The organism is Bifidobacterium sp. ESL0728, from assembly GCF_029392015.1.
Taxonomy (GTDB): domain Bacteria; phylum Actinomycetota; class Actinomycetes; order Actinomycetales; family Bifidobacteriaceae; genus Bifidobacterium.
On sequence record NZ_CP113925.1, the window covers coordinates 667,549 to 681,221 of the forward strand.

The 13,673-nt window shown below is 55.8% G+C and carries 10 protein-coding genes; 7 read left to right on the top strand and 3 right to left on the bottom strand.

Going from position 1 to position 13,673, the window contains the following annotated elements:
• The first annotated feature begins 126 nt into the window (after window positions 1-126).
• From OZX67_RS02230 to OZX67_RS02240, 3 genes are read left to right on the top strand one after another with little or no spacing between them, the layout of a single operon-like run.
• The gene (locus tag OZX67_RS02230) at window positions 127-1,941 is read left to right on the top strand and encodes an FHA domain-containing protein (protein ID WP_277143770.1); all 1,815 of its coding nucleotides are present in this window, start codon (window positions 127-129) and stop codon (window positions 1,939-1,941) included.
• Window positions 1,938-5,555: a helicase gene (locus tag OZX67_RS02235; protein WP_277143772.1), complete on the top strand. Its 3,618-nt coding sequence runs from the start codon at window positions 1,938-1,940 to the stop codon at window positions 5,553-5,555. Before OZX67_RS02230 ends, OZX67_RS02235 begins: the two co-directional genes overlap by 4 nt.
• Entirely contained in the window at window positions 5,555-5,761 is a 207-nt protein-coding gene (locus OZX67_RS02240) for a hypothetical protein (RefSeq protein ID WP_277143774.1), read from the top strand. The genes OZX67_RS02235 and OZX67_RS02240 overlap by 1 nt, the downstream gene beginning before the upstream one ends.
• 294 nt (window positions 5,762-6,055) lie before the next feature.
• Here OZX67_RS02240 and OZX67_RS02245 read toward each other — a convergent pair whose 3' ends face one another.
• The 3 genes from OZX67_RS02245 to OZX67_RS02255 all read right to left on the bottom strand — a co-directional run bounded on the left by OZX67_RS02245 (window position 6,056) and on the right by OZX67_RS02255 (window position 8,767).
• Window positions 6,056-6,895 (bottom strand): SAF domain-containing protein, encoded by an 840-nt coding sequence (locus OZX67_RS02245; RefSeq protein ID WP_277143776.1) that lies wholly within the window; start codon window positions 6,893-6,895, stop codon window positions 6,056-6,058.
• 639 nt (window positions 6,896-7,534) lie between these two features.
• Window positions 7,535-7,738, bottom strand: coding sequence for an FmdB family zinc ribbon protein (locus OZX67_RS02250; protein WP_277143778.1), 204 nt, complete (start codon window positions 7,736-7,738; stop codon window positions 7,535-7,537).
• 330 nt (window positions 7,739-8,068) lie between these two features.
• Window positions 8,069-8,767: a 5-formyltetrahydrofolate cyclo-ligase gene (locus OZX67_RS02255; protein WP_277143780.1), complete on the bottom strand. Its 699-nt coding sequence runs from the start codon at window positions 8,765-8,767 to the stop codon at window positions 8,069-8,071.
• A 138-nt stretch (window positions 8,768-8,905) separates the two neighbouring features.
• Here OZX67_RS02255 and OZX67_RS02260 point away from each other — a divergent pair, with 138 nt between their 5' ends.
• The 4 genes from OZX67_RS02260 (at window position 8,906) to OZX67_RS02275 (ending at window position 13,370) form a co-directional block, all read left to right on the top strand.
• A complete protein-coding gene (locus tag OZX67_RS02260; RefSeq protein ID WP_277144855.1) occupies window positions 8,906-9,496 on the top strand; it encodes a GNAT family protein in 591 nt (196 codons plus the stop codon).
• Window positions 9,497-9,566: 70 nt separating this feature from the next.
• Window positions 9,567-11,186, top strand: coding sequence for a hypothetical protein (locus tag OZX67_RS02265; RefSeq protein WP_277143782.1), 1,620 nt, complete (start codon window positions 9,567-9,569; stop codon window positions 11,184-11,186).
• Window positions 11,187-11,657: 471 nt separating this feature from the next.
• On the top strand, window positions 11,658-11,951 hold the full coding sequence (gene groES / locus OZX67_RS02270) for a co-chaperone GroES (RefSeq protein WP_277143784.1): 294 nt from the start codon (window positions 11,658-11,660) through the stop codon (window positions 11,949-11,951).
• A gap of 336 nt (window positions 11,952-12,287) precedes the next feature.
• Entirely contained in the window at window positions 12,288-13,370 is a 1,083-nt protein-coding gene (locus OZX67_RS02275) for a histidinol-phosphate transaminase (RefSeq protein ID WP_277143786.1), read from the top strand.
• The last annotated feature ends 303 nt before the right edge of the window (window positions 13,371-13,673 follow it).

Genomic DNA, 13,673 nt, shown 5'->3' on the forward strand with positions numbered 1-13,673 from the left:
GAAGGTAAAAGCGAGGACAGGCTCATGCGTGAGTGTTGTCAATGTCTGTCATTTTTCTGTCGGTTTCAAGGCAAACATGGCAGAATGGCATTAGCATAGGCAAAAGTGTATATGGGAGGCCGCAAGGTGTCTGATCCGCGAACGACGAAACATTGGGTCATCAAGGTCAATGGCTCCACGAAAGTCGATGTCGGTCCCGGCGAAAACGTTGAGATCGGCCGCAGACCTTTGCGCCCGCTTGCCGATGATGGACACCGACGTTTGGAAATCGACGACGACACGCGTTCGATGTCGAAACGTCACGCGGTATTCGCGGTGGCGGCCAATGGAGGCGCTTCGGTCACCGATTTGAATTCCACCAACGGCTCGTATGTGGTTGAGGAAAAGGGCTTGCGCCCGCTGACGCCGAATCAGGATTTCATTTTGCCGGATTCGCCGATGAGATTGCAGTTCGGCGACGTTCCGGTGGATTTCGTGCGGGTCGATGTCGATGAAAACGACGAGAACGGCAATCAGATCACCGACCTGTTCGACTATGCGGCCAGTAGTGGCGAAAACACCGATATCGAGCCCGACCTGAACGATATGTCGGTTGATGATATTCTGAACCTGCGCGCGGGGGAGCCGACCACGGCGTTCAGCGCTGCCGATGTGGCCAGCCGTATCGAAGCTTCGGTTTCCGCCGGAGCCGCGGACAATAATAACGCTCAAAAACCGGAGGAATCGGCAGTGAAGGATGCCGATGCCGACGCTGGCAATATTGCGCGCGAAACCCCATCGCCGATCGAAGCCAAAACCAGCCAGAAGTCCGAAACCCCGCAAGCCGACCATACCATCGATCAGATTTCGTTGAATGTGATGGCTCCCGATGCTCACGCCAAGGACGCCAAGGCGCGCGATTTGTTCAAAGATGCCATGAAGAGCGAAGTTGAAGACAAAACTATGAAGGCGTCGAATCCGGCTCAACCTGCCGCTGCCAGCAAAAAGGTTTCGAAGCCGGCTGCCAACGGAACCGCTGGCCCTGCCGGAAGCAAACCATTGAAGACCAGAGCAAAAGTGCCGCAGGTGTCGCTGCCTTCACGTCAAAACGATGAGCAGATTTCCCAAGAAGCTCTTCGCGGGCAGCAGCCAATGACTTCGCCGGCAGCGGCGCAACCGCAAACCAATACGAATGGCGGCAATATGGCTGCCACCCAAATGCAGCAACAGCAGCAACGTCAGGTTGCGCAGCAACAGCAACAGGCACAGAGGGTCGCGCAGCCGCGGGTTCAACAGCTTGCTCGGCAACAACAGCAGGCACAGAGGGTCGCGCAGCAGCAGGCACAGCAAGCCGCGCAGCAACAGCAAACGAATCAGTTTGGCAGTGTAACGGGTCAGGCTTCCGGACAGACTCCAGTCAACCAAAACGCTCCGTTATTTGTCGCCATGGAGGAGGATCGCAGGCAGAACGGCGGTGCCCGTCCTCGCTTGGATTTCGGCGGTTCACAGGATTCGCAAAACGAATCGGCAGGCAACAGGCCAACCGAAGAGCGTAATAAGTTTATGCCCCCGATAAAGGATATTGCGGATTCTCCAAGTGTTTCTGAAGGCTCGATTACCAATGACGGCTCGTTCGGCGCGCAGCAGAGTTTCAAGCCGACTTTCGAACCTGGCTCGGTTTTCGAAAAGGTCTCCAACGGCGAATTCGACCATCCTGAGCCCGAAGTCGAAGTGGAGGGTATGAGCTCGCAAGATGCCAAATCGACTACAGACTTCTCTGTGCAGTTCGAAATGGCGAAGCATCCTGAACTTCTGCCGTTCCTGGCAATGAACCCTTCGTTGTATGACGATTTGTACGCATGGCTTTCGGCGGTAGGCAACGACGATATCGACGCCGCGCTTTCGCAAAATTCAGGATATATCGAGTATCGTAAAGAGGTTGGGGAGGGACGTAAACAATGAGCGAGACGAACCAGAAAATGAGCGGCATCCGACGGATGCGCAAATGGTATGACAGCTATCGCAGCGGGTTGGTTCCCTCGCCTTTGGAAGATGTCGGACAGCTCACCGCGCAGCTCGACCTGACCCATGCCCATCCTTCCGGCATCGCCCAGCTCTTCGCCAGTGGGCACACGACCCTCGATTCCATGTTCCGTGATGCGGGCATGCTGCGTGCGGCAGGCCGCAGACTTGAACGCGTCCTGGACGACAAAGCCGTCAAAACAAGGTCTGCCGGGGTAGCTGAGCTTTCTCTGGTGGTCGGTGTGGCCAAATGGAAGGGCAATTGCGTTCCCGTACTGCTTTATCCGGTCGAAGTGCATCGCAAGCCAGACGGACGTGAGACCGATGCCGTCATCCGTTTCACCGGACACGTCAGTCTCAACCCCGCGTTCACCACGGCTATGCATGACCAGCACGTCGATATCGATGAGACCGCTCTTTTCGACGGCAGGAACTATGCCAGCGGGACTCCCGACACCTCCTCTGTATTCACTGCCATCACTGATGAGGTCAAGCCGACGATTACTGACTTCGACATCGAACGTAACATCATCCTGGGCTGCTTCATGGACCCTGCCACCAAGATGCTCGCCGAAAGCCGTCGTATCATCGATTCTCTGGCGAGCAAGCCAAGCGGCAACACCGCTCTTGACGCGTTGGCCGGCAATGCCGATGCCATCAGTGCTTTGAAGGATGTAAAACTTCCGAGTTTCAGTCCTTTTGACGCCGACCCGCACAGCGAGCACGAGGCCGGCGACGTTGATAACGTCGTACGTTATGCCGCGAATATGGCAGCGCAGGGCCATTCGCTGTTTCTGGACGACGCTTCCGGCAACGATACCGCACAGATATCCGCGGCTATCGCCTCCCGTTGCGTCTCTGCCGGACGCACTGTGCTTTATGTGCCGGGAGTAGCAGGGCAGAAGAAGCGTTTCACCCATGAAATGGATTCCTGCCATATGGGTAGCCGCGTGGTCGATATGGCCGATTCCAAAGCGGCCCAGCAAATCGATCAGGAGCTGATTGCGGCCGTTGGCTTCCAGCCCGGTGCGTCCGTCGCCCGTTTCGATCAGGTTTCCGACGAGCTGGTTGGGGTGCGCTCGCGCCTGACCCGCTACCTCGGTGATTTGCATGGAGTCAGCAAGGAATGGGGCGTCTCCGCCTACCAGACCATTCAGAATCTGGCCAGCATCTCTGCGATGCCGACGCATCCGGCCACTCATGTGCGCCTTTCCAACGAATCCGCGAGGGCCATCGCCCCGCACATGGAAGAGTGGATTAAGAAGCTTCGCAAGGCCGGTGAATACGGCGAATTCAGTGTCGGCCCGCAAACCACGCCATGGTACGGTGCCTCGCTGTTCACGCAAAGTGAAGCGATCAATGCCTATCAGAAGGTTGAGAACCTGCTGCAGCGCCTTCTTCCCGCAACGCGTGATCAGGTGGCGTCCGTCGCCGAAACCTGCGGGTTCCCGGTGCCGTCGACGGTACAGGAGTGGGGCCGTCAGGTCACGGTCTTGAAGAATCTGCGCCGTGTGCTCGACGTCTTCCAGCCTGAGATTTTCGAACGTGATATCGACTCGATGATCGAAGCGAGCAAACCCAAGGCCCAGCGCAAGGCCGAGGGGACGAGCATGGGATTCTGGGAACGCCGCCGCCACGTCAAAGAGGCCAAGAGCCTGCTTCGGGCCGGCTCCCAAGTGGAAGACCTGCACGATGCGCTGCAGGTCGTGGACAAACAATCCGAGCAATGGCATGAAATCGTACCTCACGGCGGTTGGCCTGTGCTTCCGGCAAAACTCGATACGATAGTGGAGACGCAGGAAGCCCTGATGCGCGATATCACCGCGCTTGATGCCGTGCTCGCCACCACCGTCGAGGGCGGCGACCTGCAAAGCGTCGATCTGGCGAGGCTTGAGGAGAGGCTCAAGGCGCTCTATTCCGACCGCAAGGCCCTGGATACCTTGCCCGGTCGTGCCGGTCTCGAACGCGAATTCCATTCCGTGGGGCTTGACGCGCTGATTGATGACCTGCGCACCAGAAATGTGGGTCTGGATGCGGTTGAAGGCGAGCTCCAGCTTTCCTGGTGGACGACGGTCTTTGAGGATATTGTCCGTTCTTCGGCCATCATCTCCAATCAGGACGGCTCCGCGCTGCAATCCGCAGCCGACCGGTTCGTGCAGGTTGACATCGACCACGTCAATTCCATAGGACCCATGCTTGAGCAGGAGTCCATGCGTCACCTTTGCGATATGCTGTTCTCGCACACGCAGGAGGCCAATCAGCTGCACACATTGCTGGCGAGCAACGTTCATGTGCCGTTGAGTCATATCACGCATGAGTATCCTCAGATTCTTGCGGCGTCGAAGCCCGTCATCATGGCCACGCCGTTCACCCTTGCCGTGTTGAGCGACCCCGAGCCTTTGGCCGACGTGGCCATCGTCGATGCTGCTTCCCATATTCCCTCGCTCGAATTGCTGAGCGTTTTGAGCCGAGCCAGGCGCGTTGTGGTCATCGCCCATCAATCCACCATCACCTCCGAGTCCTTGAAGGCCTTGGTTGCTTTGTTGCCGAAAGTGAGTGTTGATTCCAAGCCAGTGTGCCGCGACCCGCGTCTTTCGCTCTTCCTCTCCGCACAAGGCTACGGCAGCGCTCGCAGAGATGTGGCCACGGAGTCGGTGCAAGGCAGGGTGCGCTTCCACAGGGTCGAGGCCAATGGCGTGCCGGTGCTCGCCACGGGATTGGTGGAAAGCAGCCAACAGGAGATCGACGAGGTCATCGCCGTCATCAAGCAACGTGCCGCCGCTTTCACCGTGGTACCAACCGGCTATCTGCTTGCCGTGGTCACGCTGACCCCGGTCTTCCGCACGAGGCTTGGCGCCGAGTTGAAGTCGTTGTCGTTGAAGGATGAGGCCATGGGACGCTTCCTTCGTCACGTGCGTCTGGTCGACCTCGATGAGGTCGCCGGGGTGCGAGCCACCGATGTCATCCTTTCCCTGTGCTTTGCCAAGACCTCGCATGGCCGCCTGCTTCAGCAGTTCGGAGCTTTGGAGGGCGAGGGTGGTGACGGCAAGCTGCTTGACGCCTTGGCATTGGGCGATCGCAACGTCGACATCATTTCCGCCTTTGGTTCTGCGGATATGGAAGACGACCGTCTGCACCAGCCCGGTCCAAAGCTGTTGAAGGTCATGCTCAAATGGGCCGAGGGCCTGGGCAAGGAAGTGGTGCGTCCTTCGATGTCGCTCAAAGGCGACAACGTTCTGTTCAACGATCTTGCTGATCGCATCCGTGCACGCGGGCTCAAAGTGGCCGCCAATTACGGTTTCGATGGTGGTGCCTCCATTCCTCTGGTCGTCGGGCTGAAAGACAAGCCGTTCTCGCTGGCGGTGATGACCGATGATGCGCAGTTCATGGGCATTCAGTCCACTCGCAAGCGTCATCGCGTGTTGATGCAGGATCTGGCGACGCTCGGCTGGTCGGTCATGACGGTCTGGAGCGTGGCCGCATTCGTCAATCCCGATAAGGAAGTCGACCGGATCGTCAGCCGTATCAGCGATTTGTACCAAGAGGTTCGCTGATGGCTTTGGCCTATGACCCGAATCGTCGTTCATCTCGTACCCACAAGCGTGTGGTGCGTAAAGGCAGCGAGCACTTCGATGTCGATGGTATCGAGCTTGATCCAGAAGACCGCCGTCCCGCAGGCAGCAAACAGCATGACGACGACAGCCGCATCCTGCGTGAGCTTCCCCCGCATTGGGGTATTTTCAGCGAACGCGATAAGTAGGATCCGTGGGTTTTCTGCAAAAGGTGATGGTGAGGGCAAGCCATCACCTTTTTGCAATTCTCCTGGAATTCTGGAATCGCGTATGCTTGGTTGGCGCTCTTTTGGATCGATAGTCCTTCTTTCATGTTGGATTAGGGTGATTCATTCGTTTTTCCTTCCTTGTGTCGAACCGATAGTGGAGTATCGGATTGCAATGGGTTATTGATTGGCTTTTACGACATCGAGCATTCTGCTGCAGGCTTGTCTGGTTTGGTTCATCGGTGGCATGGCGAAGGGCATCCGGACTTTGCATGCTTAGAGTTCGGCGGCCATAATGGGCATGCGCTCCTGTACGGCCATGATGCGCGCGGCGTCCTGCGGCGGCATGGCAAGTTGGGTGGTGACATTGCCGCCGTCATCGCGATGTGGGTTGCCGGTCACCGTCGCAAGTCTCACCAGCGTACAGGTCTGACCATCCGATTGTTTTGGCGCTTCGTCGCCGGGCATCGCCTCGCCTGACGTTGCACCGGAATCACCATTTGGGTCACCTTCGCTTTCACCGGCCTCTGCCTGACCCTCTGCCGCTTCCCCGTCTTTTGGATTGCCTTCGTCGGGCGGGTTTGTCCGTGTTGAATCGGCTTCCGGTTGTTGGTTTGCGGAGGGGTTTTGAGCCGGTGGATTTGGTACGGTGCCGCATCCTGTGCTTCCCACAAGCGAGACCTTGTCGCCGGGGATCAATACGTTTGTTGACCCGCTGAGTTTGACGTCGATGGAAGTCAAACCGTGACCGATTACCGGCGAGGCGCGTGCCATTGGTCGGGCGATGACGTTGCCCGCTTCGATATCCACCTGCGCGACCAGCCCTTTTACATCGCTATCGGAGCCGAACACATTCGCCAGCGCGGGGCTGTCGGCGATTTGTACGGTTTTGAGGTCCTCTGCGCGGATAGTTCGACCACGTTTGATGGTATGGACCGCCGTGACCGCGGTTTTAGTGGCGATGCTGCTGGAAATCGACTGCAACGCAAAGAAAACGGCAAGCCCGACGCACAACGCCGCGAGCACGGTGCGTGTCTGTCGCATGGTTCGTCGTTGTTTGAGCGTCGGTTTCTTGACGCTGAGGCTCTGTTTGTCTCCGTTGTGAAAAAGGTTCATGACTCCATGATGGACCAAAACGCAAAATTACCGGGGTAAAAACGGGTACTGTGGTCGGATGATAGGGGTTATGAACATTTGAGGCGTGTCTCGGTGGAGCGGCAAAACGGGTTATCCACATTCGAAGTTTTGATATTCCAATTGACGATGAGCATGATGGATACCAGATATATTGTGTGACTTTATTGTGATGTCGAAATTTTGCTCGTAGGTGTATAAATATGCGGGAATACGGGAATACGGGAATACGGGAATACGGGAATACGGGAATACGGAAATATCGGCAAGTGATCTTTTATTGCACCATCGCAAATGTAAAAATCTACAGGCTACTGGGTCTGCAATCCGACAAATCCAAAAGCCTTAAACTTATAGACTATAAACGGGGCATGGCAATGCTCGCGCGAAGGCGCAGCACACAACCTGAGCACACCCGAGGAATACAGCATTGGCATCGAGTGGAACGAATTCCAGACCGCCGTCAGATATCCCAACACCATTGACTAGAGACACGTTTTCTGGCCAAGAATCCGAATAATCCGAAAAACACGAAAGCCGGCACCTGCATAAACGCAAGTTCCCGGCTTTTGAAAGATTTCTAAGACTCAACCAATCCGTATAAGACTCAATCAGTCGTAATCATTTCTTCGACGAAGACGACGATCCGCCTTTGTCGGTGCGGTAGAAACCGTGCCCCTTGAACTCGATGGGAACCGCGGAATAGACCTTGCGCACCTGCTCCTTGCCGCATTTCGGGCAGACGGTGATCGGATCGTCGGAGAATGACTGCTGCTCGGTGAAATCGTATCCACAATTCTTGCAACGGTAATGATAAGTAGGCAACGGTCCCTCCAGAAAAGTAAACACTCAACAAGTCAACTGTTCATATCCTAGTCCCAGCCCTGACGCCCGTTCGTTTCCGGTGAATATGCGGCATCTGTGCGACTTGAAAGTGAAGCAAACACAGCAGGGTATAAGGCACGGGAATTGGCAGAATATGTGATTATGTTTGTGTTTATGCCCATGATGCAGAGCTAATCACCAAAATCGGGCTGAAAGTGTGATTGTTTCTGTAGTGGGTGGTTTGTTGCAGGGTTAATCACCAAAATCGGGCTGAGAGCATGATTATCATTGCGCTGAACGTCTCGATGCAGAGAAGATCACACTTTTTGGTCAGCTTTCATGATTTGCTGGGCCCAGACCCACCTGCCGAAATGTAATCATCTGGAATTTTGCGGATAACACGATAATTCGCTTGTCCGTCATAACCACGTCAACCGGGATATCGTGCGTTTCGTGAGGTACCGCATCGTGGCGATCGATGAATTCCCAGTCCCAGCAGACTCCTATTTTCAGCATATCGGTGCGGCACAGCCCGAGAACCTGGTCGTACCATCCGCCGCCGCGTCCAAGTCTGGTGCCATCGAGGTCGATAGCAAAGGCGGGGATAAAGACAAGTTTTGCGTCGGCAATGGCTTTTGGCCCCAGCGTCTTGCCGCCCGGTTCCGCCGGCCGCAACCCGCCTGTAGCAGTGCGTGGCATCTTGCGTAGTCCGGATTTTCCGCCATATTCGCTCCATCCGATGTCGCGCCCCTTGCCGAGCCGCGGCACCAGCACCCGCAGTTTGCGTTCACAAAGTTCGTCGAGCAACTCCAGAGTCGGCACTTCCGTCCCCATCGAAACGTAAGCCGCCGCAGTGTCTCCGGACTTCAAATCGCTGGTTGGCAACTTATTCAACAGCGACGCAGCCAGTTTTCCCAAACGTTTGCCGGCCTCTGCCCGCTGGCTTTCGCTCATTTCCTTGCGTTTGCCGATGGCCTCATGCCGCATGCCCTGTTTGCATGCGTCGATTTTTCCTATATTGTCGTCCATATGCCCATACTACCTAGGTGTTGATCGATCGACTAGTGGGGACGTTGCAATATGTGAAAGACGAATGGGTACTATGGATATGTGTCAGTCTTTCGATCGCTGCGCAACGCGCTTGCCCCCAACCCCAACGCCATCACCATGCCGCGTGAGCTCTTGCCGCCTCAAGGCGCCATTCAGATCCGCCTGCGCCCGATGAGTGCTGAAGACGAGGCGGGTTGGAACGAAACTAGACAACGCAATGCTGCGTGGCTTGCACCTTGGGATTCCAACGATCCGATGCATGGCCCCGGTCTGACATTCAACACTTGGCTGCAGCGGCAGCGAAACGATGAAGCCACAGGAGCCGGGGCGCTTTTTGTCATCGAATACCAGATGGCCATTATCGGCCAGATTTCTGTGGGTGCGATTTGTTACGGATCGATGCGCAGCGGCAACATTGGCTATTGGGTTGATCAGGCTCATGCAGGGCATGGCGTCGCACCTTTGGCCGTAGCTATGCTTGCGGATTGGGCGATGTTCAGCCCGACCGGCCCGCAGCTGCATCGCTTGGAGATATCGATGCTTCCCGAAAACGAACGATCCCGGCGGGTGGCGGAGAAACTGCAGGCCCATCACGAGGGCATGCGCCTAAAGAGTATGTACATCCACAATCAGTGGCGAGACCACGATGTGTATAGTTTGTTGGCCGAGGACGCACCCCTTGGTTTTACGCGCCGTCTGCTCGTATGACACGCTCAAATTACACCTGTGTAAAAAGTCACTAACTCTATCTATTCTTGGAAGTATGGATTATGCGTGGGTGAGTGGCGTTGTTGTACTGGTCATCCTCGCTATTCTGATACTTGGCTGGCTGCCGCGGCGTACTGCGGATAGTATGAAAAAGGTGGTTGAGCATCGCGAGGACAAGTACTCGCCGTCGTTGCATCTGGTGGATGCAGGCAGCGGTACCCGGTTCAGCGATGAACGGCAGCCTTCGGCGAAAGGGATTGTCATGCAATCGGAGCGAAAAGATATTGTCGCAAGTCCAGCGCGGGCATCGGTTGCACGACCCACGAAAGCCATGAAAGAACGGGCCAGAGTCGCGCATATACGTCGGCTTCGTCGTGAGGCGGCGCGTCGGCGAGCCATTATTTCTGCATCTCTGCTTGTAATTACCATTGTCGTGCTCGCCATTTCGTTCCCATTGAAGTTCAGTCCGTTGTTTGCCCTGATTCCGGCGGCTTTGCTGGCCGTTGTGGTGGCGTTGGGTATACGCACGGCCAATCATGCCAGGGCATGGGAACGTGATCTCAAGGCGAAGCGTGCCGCGCAGGCCAAGGCATCTACGGTTCATCAAGACGGTGCCGCCGTTGCCGGTGCCCAGGTCGTCGAATCCAATCACCAAGCCGCCAGCAAGACATCCGCGAAGCCCGTTTCCCGCGACGAGCAGCCCACAGGTCTCATGGCTGAGCAGGAAATCCAAAAGGCCATGAAGCAGTCCCGGGCCGAAAAAGAACACATTGAAAACCGTCGTGCCGCGAAGGCGCACGCCGGGGCCGACCGTAAGATTGCCGAATCCCAGCCAGTCAAAAAATCCGGGAATTCCACAGCCGCTACCGAACAAGCCGTTGACACTACGAAAGCCGAGACCAAGTCCGACAGCACCACAAAACGCGTTGTTGCCCAAAACAAAGCGCAGGCAAAGCCGTCACAGCCCCAATCGCAATCGACTTCCGCCCGTAGGCCGAATCCGCAGGCGGCAGATGCCTCCAAGCCGGTTAAGAAGGAGATTTCCAAGCAGGCAAATCCACGTCGTCAGAATGCCGCGGCCGATAATTCCGGCAAGGCTAACACAGCCGAGAAGAAGCAGGTGGTCGAACCGACGGATGCCACCAACGAGCTGAAGCAGGTTCATCCCGCGCGTGCTTTGGATCTCGTCGATCTTGCCCCGAACCAGGATCTCATCTCGTTCTCGCTGGGCGCTCCGCGCAATGGCATCGAGGTCAAAAACGAAGAGCCGAAGAGCCTCGAGATCAAGTCCACACGTCAGGTCGCCAAGGCCAAGGCAAAAGATCAGAAAGACGCTTCTGCGTCGGCATCGAAGCGGACGAAGGAATCATCCAGTCAAAGCTCTGAGAAAGGCCGTAACGATTCAGCTTCATCGTCTTTGGCTACTTCCGAAAACGAAGCCGAACCGGCAAAAGGTTCCGCAGGCAGGCTGATTTCGAAGAGGAATCGCAAGCGGATTCGTTCCGAAGCCAAACGTGGGCATGCCGCTGCCGGCCGCAACAGCAAGGCGAAGGATGAGAAGCCGGCCTATACCAGCGATCCCGAAAAGTTCCATGCCGCGGAAGTCTCAGCCGAAACGGAAGCGCCGGCTGTTTCGTCGGATTCGTTAGGAACAGGACTGGAAAAGATTCTCGAACGCAGAAACGTCTGAGCATCTGGCTGAATATATAAATCTGCATATATAAATTTGAAGCAATGCCTGAACGCTGGATTCGTCGTTTGCTGGGCCGTTTAGGTTCGCTATATTCCGGTTTGCAGGTCGTCGTTCAGTAGTTCCATTTGGGCTATTGATACCTTGCTATGTTTGCTGTTCAGTAGTTTCGTTTGGGCTGTTGATACCTTGCTACGTTTATCGTTCATCAGTCCTGCCACGTTTTATATCTATCTTTTACTTCTGATAATGAATTTGTTTTAGCCGGATCCCCTGCAAAATAGCCATTATCCGCCTCAATTGTGAAGGTTTCACTCAGAGCGTTAGCACTCGGGTTGGCAGAGTGCTAATTTTCGCGCTACGATAGACAGGTAAGCGCAAAGGGACGGTGCCGAAAGTGATCGTCAGCCTCTGAAAGCGGTGTCCTCGCGCGAGGAAATGCAACTCTCATAAAGAAAGAGGAGGTCCACAGTGTCGATCTCACTTACACCGTTGGAAGACAAGATTATTGTCAAGCAAGCCGAAGCGGAGACGCAGACGTCATCCGGTCTTTACATTCCGGACAACGCCAAGGAGAAGCCGCAGCAGGGCGAAGTCCTGGCCGTCGGCCCGGGTCGTCGCGACGACAACGGCAAGCGCATCCCGATGGATGTCAAGGTCGGGGACAAGGTGCTCTATTCCAAGTATGGCGGCACCGAGGTTCATTACAATGGTGAGGATTACCTCATCGTCGGCGCCCGCGATGTACTCGCAATCATGAACTGATTGCCGTAATCGCCAGGTTATATAGATGCGTTCCAGCCTAAAAGGTTGGGACGCATCTTTAGTTTTGTGATACAATAAGGCGAATGAACGGCTGGTGGGCGGTTTGTGAATGATCAATGGGAGACCGATAAACGACTTACTGGGGCTAGCGAATGGCCGACAAACAGCCAACGAACGCTTGGTGTACGCTTTCGGTGGATTTCAGCTATGCAGTCAAGCATCGTTTTCATAAGTTTTCATAAGAATTTGTGTTATTTTATCTTAATTCATTTGGTTTTGTCTTAAAAATGAACCATAAAATGTGCAATATCTCTCGTTACGGCCTACAATGCGATTATGACTTTCAAACATCGTGCCATAGTTGATACCATTCCTGCCTACAAGCAAGGCAAGCCGGCCCCCGAAGTCGCGGGCCAGAAGTCCTTCAAGATCTCCAGCAACGAGAATCCGTACCCGCCTCTGCCAAGCGTGCAGAAGGCCATCGAAGACCATGCGCTCGACCGCATCAACCGCTACCCGGACATGGGCGGCTGGCAGGTCATCGAACGCCTCGCCAAGGATTATGAAGTCGGCCAGGACGAGATTGTTCTCGGCTGCGGGTCCACCGAGGTCATCACCCAGCTCACCAACCTGCTCGCAGGTCCCGGTGACGAGGTGATTTACCCGTGGCGCAGCTTCGAGGCGTATCCGATCATCGTCTCCGGCGCAGGCGCAACCAGCGTCCAGATTCCCAACCGTCCCGACGGCGGCCACGACATCGACGCGATGATTGCCGCAATCAACGACAAGACCCGCATGATTATCGTCAACAACCCCAACAACCCGACATCCTCGTCGGTGAGCGACAAGGACGCCCGCCGTCTGATGGAAGCCGTCCCCAGCGATGTCATCGTGCTTTTCGACGAGGCTTACATTCACTTCAACACCGCGCCTGACACCAGCGTCGGTATGAAGCTTTATCACGAGTATCCGAACATTGTGGTGGCGCATACCTTCTCCAAGGCGTACGGCCTGGCCGGCCTGCGTATTGGCTACGGCATCGCAAAGCCCGAGGTCATCACCGGCATGCGCAAGATGTCGCTGCCCTTCGGCGTCACCCAATCCGCGCAGATTGCCGCCCTTGCTTCTCTCGATGCCAAGGACGAGCTGATGGAGCGTGTGCAGGCGTTGATTACCGAACGTGGCCGCGTGGTCAAGGCTCTGCGTGCGCAGGGCTGGGACTTCCCGGAACCCTACGCGAACTTCTACTGGCTGCCGCTTGGCGACAAGACCGGTGAAGCCGCCGCGCGCTTTACTGCGGCTGGGCTCTCCACCCGCGTTTTCGACGGCGAGGGCATCCGCATCTCCGTTGGCGAGAAAGAAGCCAACGACAAGATCATCGAGGTGTGCCAAGGTCTGAAGGATGACGGCATCGCCTGACCTCATCGCCTGAAAGCGGTGCTAAACCTAATCGTTGAAAGTGGTCGTCGGGAATATTGCCGACGGCCACTTTGTGTTTGTGGCGGGTCTGTTCGTGTTTGCGGCAAACCTGATTGATGAATCCGGCCTTCGGCTCATCGAGATACTTTAAAATCAACGAAAAGGTTGGATTTGCGGCATGGAAAGCCTCTGCTGTGAAGGTGTTACGGCCCCGTTTCCGACACACTAGGCGTGTCGTGGGCTTGCATCCGTCTGCGGTTCGTGCCATTATAGTCAAGTTGCCTGCTTCGAGGCTCTAAAGCC